The 19,950-nt window shown below is 36.5% G+C and carries 21 protein-coding genes; 13 read left to right on the top strand and 8 right to left on the bottom strand.

What is annotated here, in order from left to right:
- Positions 1–68: 68 nt before the first annotated feature.
- The 9 genes from ACYQ0E_RS05470 to ACYQ0E_RS05430 all read left to right on the top strand — a co-directional run bounded on the left by ACYQ0E_RS05470 (position 69) and on the right by ACYQ0E_RS05430 (position 9,283).
- Entirely contained in the window at positions 69–308 is a 240-nt protein-coding gene (locus tag ACYQ0E_RS05470) for a YnbE family lipoprotein (protein WP_460187235.1), read from the top strand.
- 10 nt (positions 309–318) lie between these two features.
- Positions 319–672: a YdbL family probable chaperone protein gene (locus tag ACYQ0E_RS05465; protein ID WP_460187234.1), complete on the top strand. Its 354-nt coding sequence runs from the start codon at positions 319–321 to the stop codon at positions 670–672.
- Between the two features lie 170 nt (positions 673–842).
- Positions 843–3,179, top strand: a complete 2,337-nt coding sequence (locus ACYQ0E_RS05460) for an AsmA family protein (RefSeq protein WP_460187233.1) — start codon at positions 843–845, stop codon at positions 3,177–3,179.
- A gap of 637 nt (positions 3,180–3,816) precedes the next feature.
- Positions 3,817–5,031, top strand: coding sequence for an APC family permease (locus tag ACYQ0E_RS05455; RefSeq protein ID WP_460187232.1), 1,215 nt, complete (start codon positions 3,817–3,819; stop codon positions 5,029–5,031).
- A 96-nt stretch (positions 5,032–5,127) separates the two neighbouring features.
- Entirely contained in the window at positions 5,128–5,892 is a 765-nt protein-coding gene (locus ACYQ0E_RS05450) for an SDR family NAD(P)-dependent oxidoreductase (protein ID WP_460187231.1), read from the top strand.
- A gap of 90 nt (positions 5,893–5,982) precedes the next feature.
- On the top strand, positions 5,983–6,486 hold the full coding sequence (locus tag ACYQ0E_RS05445) for a DUF2062 domain-containing protein (protein WP_460187230.1): 504 nt from the start codon (positions 5,983–5,985) through the stop codon (positions 6,484–6,486).
- Positions 6,487–6,496: 10 nt separating this feature from the next.
- On the top strand, positions 6,497–7,048 hold the full coding sequence (locus ACYQ0E_RS05440) for a DUF924 family protein (protein WP_460187229.1): 552 nt from the start codon (positions 6,497–6,499) through the stop codon (positions 7,046–7,048).
- 243 nt (positions 7,049–7,291) lie between these two features.
- Entirely contained in the window at positions 7,292–9,007 is a 1,716-nt protein-coding gene (locus ACYQ0E_RS05435) for a proline--tRNA ligase (protein ID WP_460187228.1), read from the top strand.
- A gap of 36 nt (positions 9,008–9,043) precedes the next feature.
- A complete protein-coding gene (locus tag ACYQ0E_RS05430) occupies positions 9,044–9,283 on the top strand; it encodes a hypothetical protein (RefSeq protein ID WP_460187227.1) in 240 nt (79 codons plus the stop codon).
- An 89-nt stretch (positions 9,284–9,372) separates the two neighbouring features.
- Here the strand turns inward: ACYQ0E_RS05430 and ACYQ0E_RS05425 are convergent, their stop codons facing one another.
- Entirely contained in the window at positions 9,373–9,717 is a 345-nt protein-coding gene (locus ACYQ0E_RS05425) for a hypothetical protein (RefSeq protein ID WP_460187226.1), read from the bottom strand.
- A 292-nt stretch (positions 9,718–10,009) separates the two neighbouring features.
- Between ACYQ0E_RS05425 and ylqF the strand changes: the two genes are divergently transcribed.
- The gene (ylqF, locus tag ACYQ0E_RS05420) at positions 10,010–10,954 is read left to right on the top strand and encodes a ribosome biogenesis GTPase YlqF (protein WP_460187225.1); all 945 of its coding nucleotides are present in this window, start codon (positions 10,010–10,012) and stop codon (positions 10,952–10,954) included.
- 39 nt (positions 10,955–10,993) lie between these two features.
- On the top strand, positions 10,994–11,845 hold the full coding sequence (locus tag ACYQ0E_RS05415) for a 23S rRNA (adenine(2030)-N(6))-methyltransferase RlmJ (RefSeq protein WP_460187224.1): 852 nt from the start codon (positions 10,994–10,996) through the stop codon (positions 11,843–11,845).
- Positions 11,846–11,999: 154 nt separating this feature from the next.
- Here ACYQ0E_RS05415 and ACYQ0E_RS05410 read toward each other — a convergent pair whose 3' ends face one another.
- From ACYQ0E_RS05410 to ACYQ0E_RS05380, 7 genes are all read right to left on the bottom strand, one after another.
- Positions 12,000–12,257 (bottom strand): hypothetical protein, encoded by a 258-nt coding sequence (locus ACYQ0E_RS05410; RefSeq protein WP_460187223.1) that lies wholly within the window; start codon positions 12,255–12,257, stop codon positions 12,000–12,002.
- Between the two features lie 119 nt (positions 12,258–12,376).
- Entirely contained in the window at positions 12,377–12,895 is a 519-nt protein-coding gene (locus ACYQ0E_RS05405) for an efflux RND transporter periplasmic adaptor subunit (protein ID WP_460187222.1), read from the bottom strand.
- Positions 12,896–13,019: 124 nt separating this feature from the next.
- Positions 13,020–14,501, bottom strand: coding sequence for a TolC family protein (locus ACYQ0E_RS05400; protein ID WP_460187221.1), 1,482 nt, complete (start codon positions 14,499–14,501; stop codon positions 13,020–13,022).
- A 168-nt stretch (positions 14,502–14,669) separates the two neighbouring features.
- Positions 14,670–15,224, bottom strand: a complete 555-nt coding sequence (locus tag ACYQ0E_RS05395; RefSeq protein WP_460187220.1) for a thioredoxin family protein — start codon at positions 15,222–15,224, stop codon at positions 14,670–14,672.
- Positions 15,225–15,318: 94 nt separating this feature from the next.
- The gene (locus ACYQ0E_RS05390) at positions 15,319–15,840 is read right to left on the bottom strand and encodes a TlpA disulfide reductase family protein (protein WP_460187219.1); all 522 of its coding nucleotides are present in this window, start codon (positions 15,838–15,840) and stop codon (positions 15,319–15,321) included.
- A 38-nt stretch (positions 15,841–15,878) separates the two neighbouring features.
- A complete protein-coding gene (gene hda, locus ACYQ0E_RS05385) occupies positions 15,879–16,586 on the bottom strand; it encodes a DnaA regulatory inactivator Hda (RefSeq protein ID WP_460187218.1) in 708 nt (235 codons plus the stop codon).
- An 11-nt stretch (positions 16,587–16,597) separates the two neighbouring features.
- Positions 16,598–17,692 carry a DUF2066 domain-containing protein gene (locus tag ACYQ0E_RS05380; RefSeq protein WP_460187217.1) on the bottom strand — a complete coding sequence of 365 codons (1,095 nt, stop codon included), beginning with the start codon at positions 17,690–17,692 and terminating at the stop codon, positions 16,598–16,600.
- A gap of 266 nt (positions 17,693–17,958) precedes the next feature.
- On the opposite strand from ACYQ0E_RS05380, the gene purM reads away from it, so the two are divergent.
- Positions 17,959–19,008, top strand: coding sequence for a phosphoribosylformylglycinamidine cyclo-ligase (purM, locus tag ACYQ0E_RS05375; RefSeq protein WP_460187216.1), 1,050 nt, complete (start codon positions 17,959–17,961; stop codon positions 19,006–19,008).
- Positions 19,009–19,236: 228 nt separating this feature from the next.
- Positions 19,237–19,902, top strand: coding sequence for a phosphoribosylglycinamide formyltransferase (gene purN / locus ACYQ0E_RS05370; RefSeq protein WP_460187215.1), 666 nt, complete (start codon positions 19,237–19,239; stop codon positions 19,900–19,902).
- Positions 19,903–19,950 lie beyond the last annotated feature (48 nt).

Here is a 19,950-nt window from a genome sequence, read left to right as displayed (position 1 = left end):
TATTTATTAATCTGCTAAACTAAATATAGTTTATTAAATGTCGTTATTTAACCTCTACGGAGTCAGTTATGCACTCACATACAAAACATAGACACGTACTTGCTTGCCTAAATAAAGGTTTATTGAGTACGTTTGTCATTACAACCCTTGCTTTTAGTTCGCTAACCGCCTGCACGCCTTCTGTGCAAGTGGCTTTACCCAATGAACCTATTAACATCAATTTAAACGTTAAGATTCAACATGAAATTTTAATTAAAATTGATAAACAACTCGACAACATGTTTAGCAGTTCTAGTGGCTTATTTTAGGAGAATAAAAATGACATTATTAAAATCAACCCAAATCTTATTTCTAAGTTTTCTACTGGCGCTTTCTAGCAATGCATGGTCAATGGATTTATCTACGGCAATGAAGCAATTAAGTTCTGCTAAATCTCAAGGCCTGGTGGGTGAACAACCTAATGGTTATTTAGGCGTTATTAAAAATCAAAATAATGCTCAAGACATTGTGCAATTAATTAATAAAGCGCGTAATCAACAATATCAAAAACTGGCACAAAGTCATAAAGTACCTCTTAGTGAAATTGAAGCTTTAGCCGGTAATAAAGCGATTCAAAAGACACCATCTGGATTGTATATACAAGTAAATGGTAAGTGGATTAAAAAACCTTAAAACATACACTGTACAAAGGCGTATTTAAAAACAGCTAAATACGCCCTATTACATCAAATATAGTGGCGCTTAATTTTCTTTAATTACTGCAACAAAAGATTGATTCATGCCACTCATCTGTTAAGATTCTATACCAATAAAAGTTCGTAAAATTACGATGGAGTAAATTCATGAAAGCATTAGGGTTAGTGGCAAAAATTATAGCCGGATTATTAGTTGTTCTTATTATTGCAATTGGCGTGATTGTTGCCACTGTTGATCCTAATGACTACCGTGATGATATTACCGAATTAGTTAAAAAAGAGACTGGAAGAGATTTTAAAGTCGAAACAATGAGCCTTTCTTTATTTCCGCATATTGGAATCAATTTAGAATCGGCCTCTCTAAGTAATGCCAAAGGTTTTAACGACACGCCTTTTATTAAAATAGATAAAGTTCAATTAGGCGCTGCTATTTTGCCACTGCTTAGTAAAAAGCTTGAAGTAGACACATTAACATTACATGGTCTATCTCTAAATCTAGAACGTAAAGCTGACGGTACAACAAACTGGGATGATTTAGTTAAACCTTCAACAGAAAAAACAGAAGAAAAAACAAGTGAGCCTGCTGAAAACCCAATGGATAAATTGGCATCACTAAACTTTGGCGGAATTGATGTTAAAGATGGTTTAATCAAATGGCAAGATGCTCAAAACCAACAAAACGTTACCTTAAAAAATCTTAATTTCACCAGTGGTGCCATTACCTTTGGTGAATACTTCTTTATTGCACTCTCTGCAGACACAGATGTAAGTAACCCTGAACTTTCTAGTAAACTCGCCATTAATGTAGAGGCAAAACTGGATAAAGATGGTCAGTACGCCATACGCAACCTAAATATTAATAATCAAGTTAGCGGCAAAGGAATCCCTGTTAAACAAGCAACCACTAAAATCAGCTTGCCTAACTTCTCGTTGGAAAACAATCTTCTTTCTATGCCAAACTTATCTATTGACTACGACGTTGATGGCGGAGAAGATTTTCCACTTGAAAAAATCAAAGGTCAACTAAACCTAACCGACCTAACGGGTGACATTACTAACCAATCTTTTAATGCCAAACAAATTGCTTTAAATGCGGACGTAAAAGGTGAACAAATCCCAAATGGTAGTGCAACGATTGCATTAAACACCTCTGCCAATATTGACTTAAAAAAACAAACAGCAGAACTGCCTAAGCTTTCTTTAAAACTATTAGACTTAACGGCGAGTGGTCAAGTTAAAGCCACACAAATTACTTCTGATGCGGTGGTAAATGCCAATATTGATATTGCACAAACTAACCTACGTGAACTTTTAAAACAGCTAAAAGTCACCTTGCCAGAAATGAGTGATAGTAAAACCTTAACCAAGTTTGCTACCTCTTTGGGTGTGCAATTTAATAGCAAAAACCAAGCACTTAAGGTTAATAATCTTAAACTTACATTAGATGATAGCCAATTAACCGGTAATGCTTCAGTCAGCCAATTTAGTGTTCCAAATATTAATTACGACTTAGCCCTAAATACAATTAATGTCAGTCGTTATTTACCACCTAAAACCGAACAAGCAACGCCAGTGGCTGAAACAAAAGATGCGCCAGAAACTAAAATTGAACTGCCGGTTGATTTACTGCGTAAGCTAACCATTAACGGAACGATTAAAGTAGGCAGCGCAACCTATGATAAACTCAACCCAAAAAACATTGTTATGACCACCAAAGCAGCTAAAGGTAATTTAACTATTAACCCTTTAAAAGCTGATATATTTAACACCCAAGCCGTGGTGATTGCTGGTTTAGATGTACGTGGTAAAACACCAAAATACAGTGTTAAAACTAATACCGATAATCTGCCAATTGGTGATGTATTACTTGCCGTTGCCGATACCGACAAACTTCAAGGAACAGGTAGTGTTAATGCAAACATTACCACCAGCGGTGAACTTATTTCCGAGTTTAAGAAAAACCTTAATGGTACTGCCAAAGTCAACTTAAAAGACGGTGCTGTAAAAGGCTTTAACTTAGCGCAAACCATCCGTGACGCTCAAGCTAAAATTAGCGGTAAAACGGCTACGGTTCAAGATGAAGAAGCCAAAACGGACTTTAGTTCTTTAATTGCTGATGTCACGATTAAAAATGGCGTTGTTAATACCAATACTTTATCCGCTCAAGCGCCATTTATGCGTATTAATGGTTCTGGTACTGCAGACATCGCCAATGAAAAACTCAATTATTTAGTGAACACTAAAATTGTTGCTTCAGACAAAGGACAAGGCGGTGAAGACCTTAAAGATTTAAATGGTCTTACCATTCCTGTAAGACTAAAAGGCAATTTAACCGACCCTTCTATTTCACTAGATTTAGCCTCTTTAATTGAAGGTAAAGCCAAAGCTGAACTTGAAAAGAAAAAAGATGAAGTCGTTAAAGATATCCAGAAAAAGGCAGAAGACAAACTAAAAGATTCTATTCTTAAAGGGTTTAAATTCTAATAAAACATTTAAAGCCTTATACGTAAGTTGCGTTGATCAACATGCCGATTTTAATTATGTAGACATAATATTGTAGAAAATTAGACTTAATCTGACAGTACAGGATAAATTAGTCGTTTTTATTAGAAGGATTCTTCTGTTGAAAACCTATAAGCCACAATTAAGCTTTCTTCTTAAGTAAGTGCTTGGGCAAATACCCAAACTCCCCTTGGAATAAATGGCGCAAAGTTCTTTGCGTAGAGAACGGTTAAACAATCTCGACTGTCCGAAGCTGAGCTTGCTCAGCAAGTTGCGAGATTGTCAGTGAACAGCTTAGAACTTGCCCATTTATGGAGCGGGGTTTGTTTTTTGGTTACTTTTTGCCAAATTGCAAAAAGTAACGGGAAGCCTGATAGGAAATATCAAGGCGAAGTTATTAGATTAAAAAGGCTTCTCAACTACTGTGTAATGTAAGATTAAGTTGAAATTTTTACACATATATACATAATTTTTATCGCATGTGAATTTACAGAGCTTTATCTGTGCCTGTATTTAATGCTTATATTTCAAAACATCTTTAAAACAAATTATGAACACTGTTTAAAGGTTTAAAAATGCATCTCCTTAAAAACAACATCACAAAATGTTAAAGGTATAAATGAAAACAGTATTAAAGCGAACCTTGTCATTACCTCAGCTTATTTTATATGGGCTTGGTACAACCATTGGTGCGGGTATTTATGCTCTAATTGGTGAACTGGCTGGTCTGGCTGGGTATTTATCGCCATTTGCTTTTTTAGCGGCTTCTATTCTTGCGGGCTTAACGGCTCTGTCTTTTGCTGAACTCTCTTGCCGTTATCCTTATACAGCAGGAGCAGCTTTATATACCCAAAAGGGTTTGCATTCTATTCGTCTTGCTCAGTTTATTGGTATTTTGGTCATTTTTGCAGGCCTGGTATCTGCCGCCGCACTTATTAATGCCTTTTCTGGCTATATTCAACAACTCATAGACATTGATACCCACGAAATCATTATTGTCGTTACTCTACTTTTAACAGCCATAGCCATTTATGGTATTGCCGAATCGGTTTTTTTGGCCACCTTAATTACTCTAATAGAAGTGGGCGGATTAATTTGGATGATTTATGTCAGTCAAGGCGCCCTTGTTCATCTACCTGAAATTGCGCCATTACTCATTCCTGATTTAAGTTTAGTCAGCTTTGGTATTATCTTTAGCGGTGCTCTACTCGCTTTCTACGCCTTTATTGGTTTTGAAGATATGGTTGATGTGGCCGAAGAAGTAAAAAATGTAAAACGCAATTTACCTTTGGCTATATTTAGCACTTTAACCATAACCACCCTGCTTTATATGATGATTATGCTATTGGCTGTATTATCTATTCCCCCTCAAGAACTAGCCAAAAGTCATGCGCCTCTTGCCATGTTATTTACGTTTCATACTGGAGAATCTGCTCAAGTTATTTCTATTATTAGTATGCTTGCTATTATTAATGGCGCTTTAATTCAACTTATTATGGCCTCGCGCGTGGTGTACGGTTTAAGCCAACGCCAACAATTACCTCAATTTTTAGGCATAATAAACCGTCGCACACAAACACCGATTGTGGCCACGGCACTATCAGGAATCATTATTTTAATATTGGCATTAATTGGCAATTTATCTTCTTTAGCTGAAACAACTTCATTGCTGATGTTGGTTGTATTTTCAATTGTTAACCTGTCCTTATGGCGCATAAAAGCACATCAACCTGTCATGGAAGGTTGTTTTAGAGTTCCGCGAGCTTTTTCTTTATTAGCCTTTATAAGCAGTAGCACATTTGTATTGATTGAACTCTATTCACGTCTGTTTTAAATTCTGATTTCACAATGATGTAAAAATTATTTAAACGCTTTTCCAAGTCATAAAAGCCCTTTACAATAAAACCATTACCTTACCTGAGAAAATCCAATGACAAACAAAATTGCCTTTATAACTGGTGCTTCTAGCGGAATCGGTAAAGCCACCGCCGAAGTTTTAGCCAAACAAGGTTACAAACTGATTCTTTTGGCACGTCGTGAACAACGTCTAAATGATCTAAAAACTCAGCTATCACCTCTAACCCCCTGTCATATTATTGCTTGTGATATTAATGATCACACTCAACTGCTAAAAGAACTAGAAAAACTGCCAGCTAACTTTAAAGAGATTGATGTTCTGATTAATAACGCAGGTTTAGCATTAGGGTTAAACCCAGCACATCAAACAGATTGGTTAGATTGGCAAACCATGATAAATACCAACTGTTTATCATTGGCATTTTTAAGTCGCCAAATTTTACCAGGCCTGGTAAAACGTAATTTTGGGCATATTATCAATATTGGTTCTATTGCAGGCAGTTATGCCTATAAAGGTGCCAATGTATATGGGGCAACCAAAGCATTTGTGGCACAGTTTTCAAGTAATTTACGCTCTGATTTGCTCGGCACCGCCGTACGTGTAACCAATATTGAACCAGGCATGTTAAATGAAAGCGAATTCTCTTTAGTACGTTTTAAAGGCAATGAAGAACAAGCCAATAATGTATATGCAGGACTTGAACCCTTAAGATCTGAAGATGTGGCCGAAACCATTCGTTGGGTGTTAGCTCAACCTGCACACGTTAATATCAACAACATTGAGCTTATGCCGGTACACCAAGCTTTAGCTGGCCCTACCACAATCAAAAAGCCGTAACACTTAGTCAAACTAACTTCATAATTAATCAGGTTAAAGATTAGACCTTTCTGATATACTCAAAATATGTTTCGATACCTTAAACTTAAAATGCATCAGATTGGCAGAGCCACCAAACGCTCCGTTTTCTTAAATAAGCATTTCCCCAAATTCCAAGACCGTATTTACTGGGCTGGTGACCGTAAGTCATTTGCTCGTGCAGGGTTTATTGGCTCGTTTGCGATGATGTTACCCATACCATTTCAAATGGTTTTAGGTTCTGTATTTGCCTATTTTTTTAAAGCCAATATTCCATTAGCCACCGCTCTTGCCTGGGTAACTAACCCGCTTACTATGTGGCCAATTTGGTATGGTGGCTATGAATTTGGTACTTGGATGTTAGGCACCCCGGATTTGTTCACCGCTTCTGCACATATTACCGTTGGCTCGCAACTTTGGTTTGATCAAGTTTTTCCTCTTATTTGGAAACCGTTTTACATTGGTAATATTGTTTTAGGTGTACTGATTGGTAGCTTTATGTATATCTCTATCGCCCATTTTCATTGGTCAGCGATTAGCCATCTTTTTAAACGCTTAGCGCCAAAACAACCTTAAGCGATTTTAGATGGCTAATATAACCCCTCAATCTCTACTTACATTTTGGTTTTCTGGTGAGATGCAACCTCGTTGGTTTAATTCAACACCCCAAATTGACGAAACCATTCGTAATCAGTATGAAGCCTTATGGAATAAAGCCAAACAAGGTGAACTCAATGAATGGAAAAACACACCTCAAGGTGCTTTAGCGCTTATTATTCTATTAGATCAATTCCCTTTAAATATGTTTAGGGGGCAAGCAAAAGCCTTTAGCACGGAAGCCCTTGCTATTGAAAATACCAAATACGCTATTGAACAAAAATTTGATCAACAAATTCCAAAATCACAACTCATGTTTATGTATATGCCGTTAATGCATAGTGAAGATTTAAATGACCAAACGCTCTCTCTTAAACTCTTTACCCAAGCAGCGTTAACAAACAATATACGTTTTGCCCAACACCACAAAAATTTAGTACAGCGTTTTGGACGTTTTCCACATAGAAACGCCATTCTTGGTCGTACAAGTACTCCTGAAGAATTAAGCTACCTTGCTTCTGATGAAGCTTTTACTGGATAGTTGCCAATATTGCTAGCAACCAACCTTTATGCAATACGGCTCATATATAAACCCTAAATAATTCAATCGTAATTTACCAGGCCTGGTATTTCTATAACCAACATTCTCTTACTGGCCTAGGATAAATTTAAAAACCCTCTCTTTATACTCATTCATTGCACAGATAATCATTTTTCAGAACCCTTTGGCATGCTAAAATACGCCCAATTTAATCGTTTTGAAAATTCAAGGTCATTTCCCATCATGAGAACTTCTAACTTACTTATCTCCACAACCCGTGAAACCCCTTCTGATGCGGTGGTTATTAGCCATCAGCTTATGCTTAGAGCGGGCATTATTCGTCCGTTAGCCGGTGGTTTATATAACTGGTTACCTTTAGGTGTACGTGTTTTAAGAAAAGTAGAAGCGATTGTTCGTGAAGAGATGAACCGCTCTGGCGCACAAGAAGTATTAATGCCGGTTGTTCAACCAATGGAACTTTGGGAAGAATCAGGACGTGCGCAAGATTACGGCCCAGAACTATTACGTTTTGTAGACCGTCATGGTCGTGACTTTGCCTTAGGGCCAACGCACGAAGAAATTATTACCGATTTAGTGCGTAAAGAGATTCGTAGTTACAAACAACTGCCAGCCAATTTTTACCAAATTCAAACCAAGTTTCGTGACGAAATTCGCCCACGTTTTGGGGTAATGCGTTCACGTGAATTTATTATGAAAGACGCCTACTCTTTTCATATGAACAAAGAAAGCCTGCAAGAAACTTACGATGTTATGTTTGCAGCCTATAACCGTATTTTTAGCCGTTTAGGTTTAGATTTCCGTCCAGTTCAAGCTGACACGGGTTCAATTGGTGGTGACGCATCTCATGAGTTTCATGTATTGGCAGAATCTGGTGAAGACGATATTGCTTTTTCAACCGGGTCAGACTTTGCCGCCAATGTTGAATTAGCTGAAGCATTAGCCCCACGTGGCGAACGTGCAGAAGCGACTGAAGCCTATACCGAAGTTGAAACACCAAATAAACACACTATTGAAGAAGTGTGCGATTTCTTACAACTTAAGAAAAAGAAAATCGTAAAAACCTTATTAGTTAAAGGCGCAACTGAACAAGCTCCAGTGGTGGCCTTGGTATTACGTGGCGACCATGATTTAAATGAAATTAAAGCTGAAAAATTAGAACTTGTTGCTGAACCATTTGAAATGGCAAGCGATGAAGAGATTTTTGCAGCCGTAGGATGTAATGCAGGCTCTATTGGCCCATGTGGTTTAACTATTCCAGTAATTATTGACCGTACAGCCGCCAATATGAGTGACTTTGTATGTGGCGCCAATAAAGATGGTTTTCACGCAACGGGTGCTAACTGGGATCGCGATGCAACAGCCACATTAGTTGCGGATATTCGTAATGTGGTTAAAGGTGACCCAAGCCCTTGTGGTAACGGAAAAATTGAAATTCGTCGAGGTATTGAAGTTGGTCATATTTTCCAACTGGGTAACAAATATTCAACCGCTTTAAACGCCACCGTTCAAAATGAAAACAGTCGCTCTCAAATCTTAGAGATGGGTTGTTACGGTATTGGTATAACACGTGTTGTAGCCGCAGCCATTGAACAAAACTACGACGACAAAGGTATTATTTGGCCAGAAAACATAGCCCCTTTTCAAGTCTGTATTGTGCCAATGCAAATGCATAAATCACCACGCGTAAAAGAAGCCGCTGAAGCCATGTATAAAGAGTTAGTGGCTCAAGGTATTGAAGTATTATTTGATGACCGTAGTGAACGCCCTGGCGTTATGTTCTCAGATATGGACTTAATTGGTATTCCACACCGCATTGTTATTGGCGAACGTGGTTTAGATAATGGTCAAATTGAATATAAATATCGCCGTGATGAAAAAGCACAAGACATTGCCGCTGATGGTTTTATGGAATTTTTAACCGAACAACTGGCTAAATAATTAAAGATACGTCAAGTCAATATTAAAGGATAGGTCATGGATATTTTTCAAAAAATCTTTTTGTATTTAGGTGCAATGATTGCGGCCTGTTTTTTAATTGTGGCCCTAATCGCTCTATCTAATTCAGAAAATGGTCAACTTACCGTTGAGGGGCTTTCGCATTTAGAGGGACAATTTACTTCTTTTTATGAGTTTGCACGTTGGTTTGTTTATGTATGGATGGCATCAGCCATTTTCTTATTTGTCCGTTTTTTAATAAGAATGTTCAGAAAATAGCCAATTAATAACAACTTTATTTACACAATAATGCATAGATATCTCTAAAGGATTTATCTATGCATCCCTCCTGTTTTAGCCATTTAGCCTTACCCTGACAAATAATCCATTAAATGAATATAAAGTTTTTCTAGCACTTTAATATTATAGAGCGTGGCTTCCTGATCACACTCTACGTAATCAAGTGCTTCTTTATTTAAATACCATAGCCTTTTACAGGTTTGTATCGTCACCCTAAGTTCATAAGGGGTTGGATTTCCTGCTTCAGCCCATTGACCTGGCATCATATCAACTTCGTTATCTCTGAATTGGCAAACTGAATGTTCTGCTTTTTGATTGTGCCTTGAACTAACCGCTGATTGAGTTTGTGCATACGTTTGAACATAATCTCGATCAGCCCCCATCTTAGGCATTAATGTTGCGACAGTAGCCATATTAGGACTCCTTAATAAAAACTAAAGATCCCGAAAGTTTAATTTTGTGTATTTAGATTTATTACCTCAATTCCAGTATAGAAACCTAGTTGCTAAGTAGGAAGTTACGATTATTAATAGTATGAATAAACCAAATTAATAATAAACATCAACAAAGAATGATAAGTATTCATGAAACTCGATAATCTTAGTATAAAAGTAGCTCTCCGTTATAATAGGCACATAATTATTTATCGCAGTATTCAACGCTTCGAGAATACATCATTATTTATATATAAAAATAGGCACTAAAATGGCAATTCAATGGTATCCAGGTCACATGCATAAAGCTCAAAAAGAGGTGCGTGAAATTTTTAACCAAGTGGATATATTTATTGAAGTTGTGGACGCTCGTATTCCTTACAGCAGTCAAAATCCATTAATCGAAGAAATTCGCCAAGATAAGCCGACAATTAAAATTTTAAGCAAAACCGATTTAGCTGACCCCCAAATTACTGAAGTTTGGCAACAATATATGGAGCAAGAAAGCACCATTAAAACCTTGGCGTTTAATACACAAAATGCAGACAAACGCCAACAACTATTAAGTCTTATAAAAAAAATGGTGCCTGAAAAAGCCAATAGCGTCAAAACCATTCATGCTTTGATTATTGGTATACCAAATGTCGGTAAATCAACCTTAATAAATAATATTACCGGTCGCATTATTGCTAAAACGGGTAATGAACCCGCTGTAACAAAAAATCAACAGCGAATTAAGCTTGAAGATAATATTACCCTAATCGACACGCCTGGAATGTTATGGCCAAATATTGAAAATGAACATAGTGGTTATCGTTTAGCCATTACAGGCGGCATTAAAGAAACCGCTTTTGAACTGCCCGACATTGCTTCTTATGCCGCTGAATACCTGCTGGAAGCCTATCCTGAAGAAATAAAACAACGTTTTAATCTTGAGCAGCTACCACATACCGATATGGAACTACTAGAGGCGATTGGTCGTCAACGTGGTTGTTTGCGTTCAGGTGGCATGGTCGATTTAGATAAGGTATCCCGAATTTTAATTATGGAATATCGCGATAACGCTATAGGCAATCTATCATTAGAAACCCCAGAAATGATAGAGCAAGAGTTAAAACAAGTCGCCATACAAAGGCTTTTAAAAGAAGAGAAAAAACAAGCTCGTGAGCAGTTAAAAAAAGAGCGCCGAGCTCGTCACAAAAAGAACAAACGTTAACGCTCAAAGCCCCCATTAAGATTAAATCAAGGTCAATTTATGCTGAGTTATTTACACTCATTTCATGCAGGCAACTTTGCTGATGTACTTAAACATAGCATTAGTGCTCACATACTTAACTACCTTACGGAAAAACCAAAACCCGTATTTTATTTAGACACACACTCTGGAACAGGCGCATTTTCTTTACAAGATAATGAAGCGCAAAAAACGCAAGAATACTTAAATGGTATTGCTAAATTGTGGGATTTATCAGAACAAGAAATAAGCAATTTACCAGGCCTGGTAAAAACGTATGTAGCATTAATTAAAGACTTTAATCTTAATGAATCATTAGAAACATACCCAGGCTCGCCCTGGTTTGCAACGCACTTATTACGAGAAGATGATCGTATTAGTTTATATGAATTACATCCACGAGAATTTAAAACTCTGCTTCAAAATATTCGTGGTGATCGCAGAATCAAAGCGTTTCAAAAAGATGGTTTTCATGCCTGTATTAGTCAACTGCCACCCAAAGAGCGTCGTGGCTATGTTTTGATGGACCAACCATACGAGGTTAAACAAGACTATAAAACGGCAACAGAAACGCTTATTCAAGCCTACAAAAAGTTTTCTACTGGTACTTATGCATTATGGTACCCAGTGGTTGATCGCTACCGTATTCATGAAATAGAGCAGGACTTTATAAAAAGCGGAATTAAAAACATTCAGTTGTTTGAATTAGGTATTGATAAAGACAAAGAAAAAGGCATGACTTCAAGCGGTATGATTGTGATTAATCCACCCTGGACACTCATGAAACAAGCAAAACAAGCCTTACCTTTTTTAGCAAAACAATTGGCAGGATCACGAGGTATTTATCGCTGTGAACAGTTAGTGCCTGAATAGTTATTTTTATAAACCCTAGTAAAACACACTCACTGACAAAAACTAACCACAAACCTACACCCATAAAAAAGCCCAAACTCAATTGGGCTTTTTTATGTGTTCAATATTATATTTACAAAGCAATAATATCAAACACCTAGCTTGTTGAAAGCGGCTACTTTTTAAACCCTAAAGCCAGACATTCAGCTTCTGGTAACCAACCTAAACAACTGCGTACTTTTAGAGATTGGTAATTTCTAACAATCGGTAAAATCGTTAAGATTCCAAATAAAATTTGATACCAATGCCAACCAATAGCGGATGGTTGCTGAGCCCACCACAAATTATTTACACCAAAATGCTTTGTCTTAAAAATAAGATGAATAGCTAACTTCCAATATTCTAAGCCATACTTTAGACGTGTTTGTAACATGCTATTCCTTAATTAACTTATATTTAAATCAAAACCCATTTTACCAGGCCTGGTATGCCTTGTAACGGTAATGCCCTTTTGAGCATAGAACAAAATGGTTTACACACATTTTAATATACTTATTGTGCTTCTAATTCAAGCATAGGGGTATTTTCTTTATAGACCGTAGTGCCTACTGGCGCCATAATTTTAACCACTTTGCCATTAATAGGTGACTTAATATACACATATTTAGCCCATGCTTTATGCATCGCTAAAGCCGCTTTTGCAGCTTGATAATTTGCCATTGCAATATCATAACGAAGTTGTGAAGCATCTAATGCACGTTTAGATGTAACCGTTCTATCATATAAATCTTTAGCTTGATCTAGTTCAATTTTTGAATCGTCAAGTTCAAGTTTAGTTGCATTTCTTTTAGACACCAACATATTTGTTTTTGCCTGATATCGACTTCCATCCAGGTTTAACAATCTATCGCCAACTTTAACGGTTTGCCCTTCAGTCACGTACATTTTAGTCACTTGACCAGCAACTAAAGCACCAATTTTTACTGTTGAACTGTCCGCAGCATATACTGCTAAACTATTCGTTAACAATAATGCCGTTAAAATTAATCCTTGTTTCATTTTTTTAGTCACGTTATTTTCCTTAGATTTAATCATTTCTAGATTCACTCTATTTAGACTCTGTTTTTTATACTGTCTTTAAATGTTGAAAACCTGTTGAGTTAACACATTCAGGTAAAGCATTCCGTTTAGCCAATTACTTAGATTTAGCATCAGTAGATGTGGCTAAATCTACTTTTTTACCCTGTAAATAATCTAATTCTAGCCATAATAAAGCTTGTTTAAACTGCCATTCAACCGTTTCATAATTTGATTCTGACAAACGAACCATGGAATCGCCTAAATCAGTAGTGCTTTCATTTTCATATAACGCACGACTATAGTCTAAATACAAATCAGCATAATCACCAAAAATCTTATGTTGCTCTTTCTCTGCACCTAACATCTTTATTTTAAAATAAATATCAGCTACTCGAGTTCTCAACGACTGTTCTAGTTTTTGAATTTTAGCTTTTATTTTATTTAAATTAGCTTGTGCTTTACCCATGGCAGAACTTTTAGCCCCACCATCATACAAAGGCACATCAACCGAAATTTCTGCTCTCCAGTTACCTTCACGTATTTCAGGATAACTAGACAAGGACCCGACCCATGCATCAGCTCTTACCGTGGGTAAAGAGGTGTTTTTTGCATTTTTCAAAGCGTAAATTTCCGATTGCTGCGCTTGCTTTAAGGCGATTAACTGAGGATTATTTGCTAATACTTGTTTTTGCACATCCTCTAATTTAAGATTTTTGCTCGAACGTAAATCAAAACTTTTTAGATCTGGGAATTTCAATTCATCAGGTCTTGCATCAGGCAATCCAATAACATTAGCAAGTTCAATACGTGTTTGTAACTGATGTTGTTCAGCTTGTTGGCGTTTAACTAATGCTTTTTGATAACTTTGCTGACCGGCAAGTAGATCTACATCAGAGACTTGACCCACACTATGCTTATCTTTCAAATCATCATAACTTACATAGTCAATTGCCATTTGTTCATTATCTATACGATATTGAAAGTCAGCCAACAATACATTTAAGTACGCTTTTACAACATTTAAACGCTGGTTATTTTCAACCATTTTTAGTATTTCAGTTTGCTGTCCTAGTAAAAACTTGTCGGACTCTAACTGACTGTCTGAGCGATCAAAATCGTAAATAACTTTACCCACATGTAAGGCTAATAAATTAAAATCTTCATCTTTTTCGGCATAATCTCTACGCCCTAAGCGCCCTTCTAAATTTGCCTGCCAACTATTATTGACTTGATTACCTTCAACGTTTGCTTTTGCAAAATCAATATTAGCCATTTGCATTGCAATTTCAGGCGATTTATCTGCAAAAGATTTTAGTAATACGTTTAAGTCAAGAGTGGCTGGTAAGCTAGGGGCTTTTGGTTTAGCGATTGCTTGTTCAGTTGGGGATGTTTTAGTTGAATCTGTCTTTTCTGTTTCTGCTTGAGCACCAGAACAGTAGGCCATTGTGGCGGTTAAAAGCAAAGCAGCAACAGATGTTTTTTTGAACTGCGACGGTAAGTCAGTTATGGAAAAAACAGATTTAGCGTGGTTTGTTTGATTAACATGATTAAAAGCACCGTGGCTTTTATACGTTTGTTTAATAGGCTTGGAAATCAATTTTAAAACCTCAAATTGTAACTTAACACAAAAATTAAACAGGCATTCTTTAATGAATTTACAGTTCTAATATTGCCGTTTTTTCTATATTAAGCAATAGCACTACGTTTTGATTTTAGAAACATCACGCAATACTATCTAATTTAAATGATATGCAACTCGAATTAGCTATTCACCTTTTGCTTTTTTACGAGCTCTTTTATATGCGGTAAATGACTGTTTTTTGTAACTTCCGTCAATAACATAATCCGCTAACCATTTAAACTCTTCTTTTGTGCGAGTTGGACCAGTATATCTGACCATCGGCTTACCTTGTAAATCAAAAATCATCATTACAGGCGTTGCTCTTACACGATATTTTTTTTCTGCGATATCTTGTGCCGTACCCGTTTTACCATCAAAATCTGTAATTTCATTACTGCCCTCAATGTCATGCATTAACGTAATAAAATTATCTTTATATAATTTAATCACATCAGGGTCTTTCATAAAGGTTTCTTGCATACGGTGACAAAATGGACAATCGTCCATATGAAAGAAGATAAACACGCCTTTTTTACCATCTTCTTTAGCGGTTTCTAGTTCATCTTGATAATTACCAAATGTTTCATCAAAAAAGGCATTGTCTGCGGCTAAGGCTTGGTGACTGGCGATAAGTAATAGGCTAGTTAATAATAAACTTAACAAGTGGGGAATTTTAATAGAACTTCTTTTAAACATCATGATCTCGCTCTTTTATTTTTATTTTTTTAAATTCAACCGTCACTGATGCAACGTTAATCACATCGAATAACGAGTTTCATTTTTTTATATTTTTTTATTTCTTTTTTTCAGCTTCCATCGATGTATATCTTTTCATAAAAGTATCTAACATCTTCTGGTCAACCATTCCTACTCTTGCCGCTACAATATCGCCTTTTGGGGTCACCATATAGGTTGTTGGCAAGCCTTTCAAATCACCAAATGGAGTAGTTTTACCATCCACTTTATGTTTAAAACGTACAATAGGATAATTTATCATTTGGGATTTGGCAAAGTTTTTTACTTTTTCAGTATCACCCGCTTCGTAGTTTACGCCTATAACAACGGCATCTTTACCTTTATGATCTTCTTGAAACATAACTAAGTCTGGAATTTCAACTAAACAAGGCGGACACCAAGTTGCCCAAAGATTCACAATAACCCATTTGCCTTTATAATCTGACAAATGCGATACCTTACCGTCCAAGTCTACAAACTCAATATCACTAGGTTGCTCTTTAGCATAGGCAGACGTCGTTGCCACCATAAAACTCATTGCAATAAAAAGCGTCGCTAATAGTGTTTTTTGAATTTTCATATTTTTTCCTTGTTCAGTTATCGGGTAAATAGGGTTTCTTAAACTTGTTTTAACACCTGTTTAACAAAAGGTAATGTTAAACGTCTTTTTTCAACCAGTGTTGCTTGCTCTAATAGTTTTAATACAGCGAGTAATTCTTGTAAATCGGATGAAAACTGCTTAACCAAAAAATTACCGACTTCATTGGGTAAATCAAACCCCATCTTTGTACTGTGGCGTTTTAACGCTTCAATGACTTCATCTTTTTCTTCTAAGCCATACATATGTATTGGCAATACATTCATCAATGCTTTAGCCAATTCTTGAGTACGGATATCCCAGTCATTAATGGCTCTTTCACCCGAAATAATAATGGTATGTCCCTGCACACTTGATTTTGTTAGTAAGTTAGCTAAAGCGATTTCCCACTTTTCATTACCAATTAAATGATTCATATCATCCAAACATACCAGCGGGGTTTGCTCTAAACCATGCAATACATCTGGAATTAATGGCAAGCCAGTATCACTCATTGGCAGATACACGCTGGCTTTTTCTTTTTCAGTAATAAAACGACATGCGGCTTGCAGCAAATGTGTTTTACCTACACCGCTTTTACCATATAAATAAAAAGCACTACCACTGTCTTTTAATAATGCATTTTGCAAACTGTTTAAAGCAACGGCAAGTGACTCTTGTTCTGTCACAAACGTTTGAAAACAGGCATCATCTCTAAGCCCTATTTTTAGGGGCATTTGTACAAACATTTACGAACCTTTTATCTATCCGACTGATTAACAGGCTCGGTTTTTATTTGAAATTGTGGCTTAAAGTTTTCTGTTATGGCATTTAATTCAATTTCTTGAGTACCTTCAGATAAATCAATAAATTGAACTTTATTCCAATTCTTTAGCCAGTCTAAAACACTTTGAACATCACCTTGATATTCAATATCAAACGTGGCATTACCTGCTGATAAACTCACTAATTTAGCGGTTCTAATCATAGGTTGTTGTGATTTTAAGTCTTGCGCTAACTGGTTTACTTGGTCAGCATAAGAGAGATTATTGACGTTAATTAAGATGTAATTTTTACGAATATTTTTAACCGCCGCTAACTTAACATATTGTTGCATCACAGAATCAAACATCTGTTGCATTAATAATTGACGGTCAGTCCCTACATCATCCCCATTTGCAAGTGTTTTACCTGAAACATTAAAAAGGTACCACGCTAATTCGTATTGACCTTTACCTTTAGCAAGTAACTTAAAGCTCAATAAATTTTGTTGAGAACTTGTTAATAACACTTCTTGAATTCTGGCATAACCATGCTCAGGGTCTACAGGGTAAATCCAGTTATTATTATCATCTGGTACAGATACCGGTAAACCTAATGTTTTAGGATAATCTCTGTAATCAACATCCACACGGTAATCTAAAATTTCAGTATTCAGTTTAACCAACTGACCTTGTTGAACAAATGAACCCATCACTAAGGTTTTAGGTCTTTCAAAGGCAGACCAAAGCTTAATATGACGTTCTGCAAATGATTTTTTTAACCCTGCCTCATCAAAATTCAGTTCAACATTTTGTCCAACCGTTACGCCATCTTCTTGCCTAGCTTTAAAGTTATAACTTGCCAACCAACTGTTTGCATGTTGAATAAAATCTTGCCCCACCTTAGAGTCAACTAACCTTTTTTGCCCTGTTAAACGCATTAAAAGTGTACGCATCCCCTGCTGTGCCTTTTGTGATAAAAGTGCATTTTGAGTGGCATTTTTAACCCCGTCTAACTCTTCGTCATACGGCAACGTTACGCTAAAAAAGCTTTGTGGCATGACCGAACTGTTAGCCCAAGAACTAAAAGACATAACCAACAAACTTACTATTACCAATAATTGGTGAAAACTTCTCATATAAGACCCGCAAAATTTCGTTACAATATCATAATATTTTTTCGTAAACTCAGTATAGACTTTTACCCAAGATGGTCACCTTTTTTCAAGGTTTGTCCATTTTAAAATGGGATAATCGGTAAAAATTACGAAATACTACTGCTTAATAGTTATTAAGTGCTATGACCAATTAGCACTGTAACCAAATTCATTTTAAACCGATAGATGACAGATTCGAGATTATGACAACAAATAAACAATCCATTAGTTATAAAGACGCTGGTGTTGATATTGATGCAGGTAACGCATTAGTTGAAGCCATTAAACCCATTGCTAAAGCAACAACTCGCCCAGAAGTTCCTTCTTCTTTAGGTGGTTTTGGTGCTCTATTTGAATTGGACATGAGTAAGTATAAAAATCCAATTTTAGTTTCTGGTACAGATGGTGTTGGTACAAAACTACGCCTTGCAATTGATAGCGGTAAACATGACAAAGTTGGTATCGACTTAGTAGCCATGTGTGTAAACGACTTAATTGTTCAAGGTGCTGAACCATTATTCTTTTTAGATTACTACGCAACAGGTAAATTAGATCTACCCGTAGCCACTGACGTTGTAAAAGGAATTGGCGAAGGTTGCTTACAATCAGGTTGTGCATTAATTGGTGGTGAAACCGCTGAAATGCCAGGCATGTATCCTGATGGAGATTATGATCTTGCCGGTTTCTGTGTCGGTATTGTTGAAAAATCAGACCTGATTGACGGTACCAAAGTAAAAGCTGGTGACGTTATGCTTGGTTTAGCGTCAACAGGGCCACATTCAAATGGCTATTCATTAATTCGCAAAATTTTAGAAGTGAGCGACGCTGACTTACAAATGGATATGGATGGGCAACCACTGATTGATGCTTTAATGGCACCCACTAAAATTTACGTTAAATCTTTATTAGAATTAATGAAATCGGTTGATATTCATGCGGTATCTCATATTACTGGTGGCGGCTTACTAGAAAACTTACCACGTGTTATGCCTAAAAACACTTCTGCCAATATTAATACCAATAGCTGGAAACGCCCTGCTGTTTTTGATTGGATTCAAGCCAATGGTAACGTTGAATTTGAAGAAATGCACCGTACATTAAACTGCGGTATTGGTTTAGTGATTGTGGTTGATGCCGCTGAACAAGATAAAGCAATTGAAATCTTAAGCAACGCTGGCGAAACCGTATCGGTAATTGGTCAAATTGAAGCTTCTGATCAATCTGAACCAACCGTTAAATTAGTACAAGCTTAACTTAAAACAATAATCCTTAACTCTCTTTTAAAGAGTTAGGGTTAATAGTTAAAAGTAAGCAAATCTCTTTTGCTGCTTTTAACTATTAACCTTTTATATTATCAAACTACTCGCATTATTCAGCTTTTATCAATATATAACCAAGCTATCTACCAATAAGCTACTTAGCTGGTTTAAACTTTTGATTTAAACGTCTGATTTAAACATTTATTTTTAAAGTCATTCAATATGCCATCAAACCGCAACACACCTAAAAAAATTGCCGTACTTATCTCCGGCAGTGGCTCAAATTTACAAGCGATTATCAATCACCAAAAAGAACATGCTGATTTATATCAAATTGCTTTAGTCGTATCCAATCGTCCAGATGCTTATGGCATTACTCGAGCTAAAAAAGCGAATATCCCAACCCAAGTCATTGACCACAAAAAGTATGACTCTCGTGAAGCATTTGATTGTGCATTACAAACCGTAATTGATTCAGCCAATATCGACTTATTAGTACTCGCTGGTTTTATGCGAATATTAACAACCGAATTTACAGCACACTTTTTAGGAAAAATGCTCAATATCCACCCTTCTTTACTCCCCAAATATACGGGATTACACACCCATCAACGTGCTTTAGAGGCTGGCGATACAAAACACGGATTAAGCATTCATTTTGTTACTGCAGAATTGGATGGTGGCCCAGTTATCTTACAAGCCGAAGTGGATATTGAAGCAAACGATACAGAAGAGACGCTTGCGGCTAAAATCCATACTCAAGAACATATTGCTTATCCTCTAGTGGTAGAATGGTTTGTTACAGATAAACTCATATTAAAAAATAACCAGGCCTGGTTAAATCAAGTTTCTCTTAATAACCCAATATTGTTAAACACCCTTAATTAAGACTGCTTTTGATCTAGGTAATTTTCAACTGCGAAAGGCAAATGGAGA

The sequence above is a fragment of the Thiomicrorhabdus hydrogeniphila genome (assembly GCF_054656895.1).
Note: the sequence above shows the minus strand (reverse complement) of the source record. Positions and strands in the feature narration are given on the sequence as shown.

Bases quoted from the DNA above. Each gene is read 5' to 3' on its own strand.
- ACYQ0E_RS05470 (WP_460187235.1), top strand. From the start codon at position 69: ATGCACTCACATACAAAACATAGACACGTACTTGCTTGCCTAAATAAA.
- ACYQ0E_RS05465 (WP_460187234.1), top strand. From the start codon at position 319: ATGACATTATTAAAATCAACCCAAATCTTATTTCTAAGTTTTCTACTG.
- ACYQ0E_RS05460 (WP_460187233.1), top strand. From the start codon at position 843: ATGAAAGCATTAGGGTTAGTGGCAAAAATTATAGCCGGATTATTAGTT.
- ACYQ0E_RS05455 (WP_460187232.1), top strand. From the start codon at position 3,817: ATGAAAACAGTATTAAAGCGAACCTTGTCATTACCTCAGCTTATTTTA.
- ACYQ0E_RS05450 (WP_460187231.1), top strand. From the start codon at position 5,128: ATGACAAACAAAATTGCCTTTATAACTGGTGCTTCTAGCGGAATCGGT.
- ACYQ0E_RS05445 (WP_460187230.1), top strand. From the start codon at position 5,983: ATGCATCAGATTGGCAGAGCCACCAAACGCTCCGTTTTCTTAAATAAG.
- ACYQ0E_RS05440 (WP_460187229.1), top strand. From the start codon at position 6,497: ATGGCTAATATAACCCCTCAATCTCTACTTACATTTTGGTTTTCTGGT.
- ACYQ0E_RS05435 (WP_460187228.1), top strand. From the start codon at position 7,292: ATGAGAACTTCTAACTTACTTATCTCCACAACCCGTGAAACCCCTTCT.
- ACYQ0E_RS05430 (WP_460187227.1), top strand. From the start codon at position 9,044: ATGGATATTTTTCAAAAAATCTTTTTGTATTTAGGTGCAATGATTGCG.
- ACYQ0E_RS05425 (WP_460187226.1), bottom strand. From the start codon at position 9,717: ATGGCTACTGTCGCAACATTAATGCCTAAGATGGGGGCTGATCGAGAT.
- ylqF (WP_460187225.1), top strand. From the start codon at position 10,010: ATGGCAATTCAATGGTATCCAGGTCACATGCATAAAGCTCAAAAAGAG.
- ACYQ0E_RS05415 (WP_460187224.1), top strand. From the start codon at position 10,994: ATGCTGAGTTATTTACACTCATTTCATGCAGGCAACTTTGCTGATGTA.
- ACYQ0E_RS05410 (WP_460187223.1), bottom strand. From the start codon at position 12,257: ATGTTACAAACACGTCTAAAGTATGGCTTAGAATATTGGAAGTTAGCT.
- ACYQ0E_RS05395 (WP_460187220.1), bottom strand. From the start codon at position 15,224: ATGATGTTTAAAAGAAGTTCTATTAAAATTCCCCACTTGTTAAGTTTA.
- ACYQ0E_RS05390 (WP_460187219.1), bottom strand. From the start codon at position 15,840: ATGAAAATTCAAAAAACACTATTAGCGACGCTTTTTATTGCAATGAGT.
- hda (WP_460187218.1), bottom strand. From the start codon at position 16,586: ATGTTTGTACAAATGCCCCTAAAAATAGGGCTTAGAGATGATGCCTGT.
- ACYQ0E_RS05380 (WP_460187217.1), bottom strand. From the start codon at position 17,692: ATGTCTTTTAGTTCTTGGGCTAACAGTTCGGTCATGCCACAAAGCTTT.
- purM (WP_460187216.1), top strand. From the start codon at position 17,959: ATGACAACAAATAAACAATCCATTAGTTATAAAGACGCTGGTGTTGAT.
- purN (WP_460187215.1), top strand. From the start codon at position 19,237: ATGCCATCAAACCGCAACACACCTAAAAAAATTGCCGTACTTATCTCC.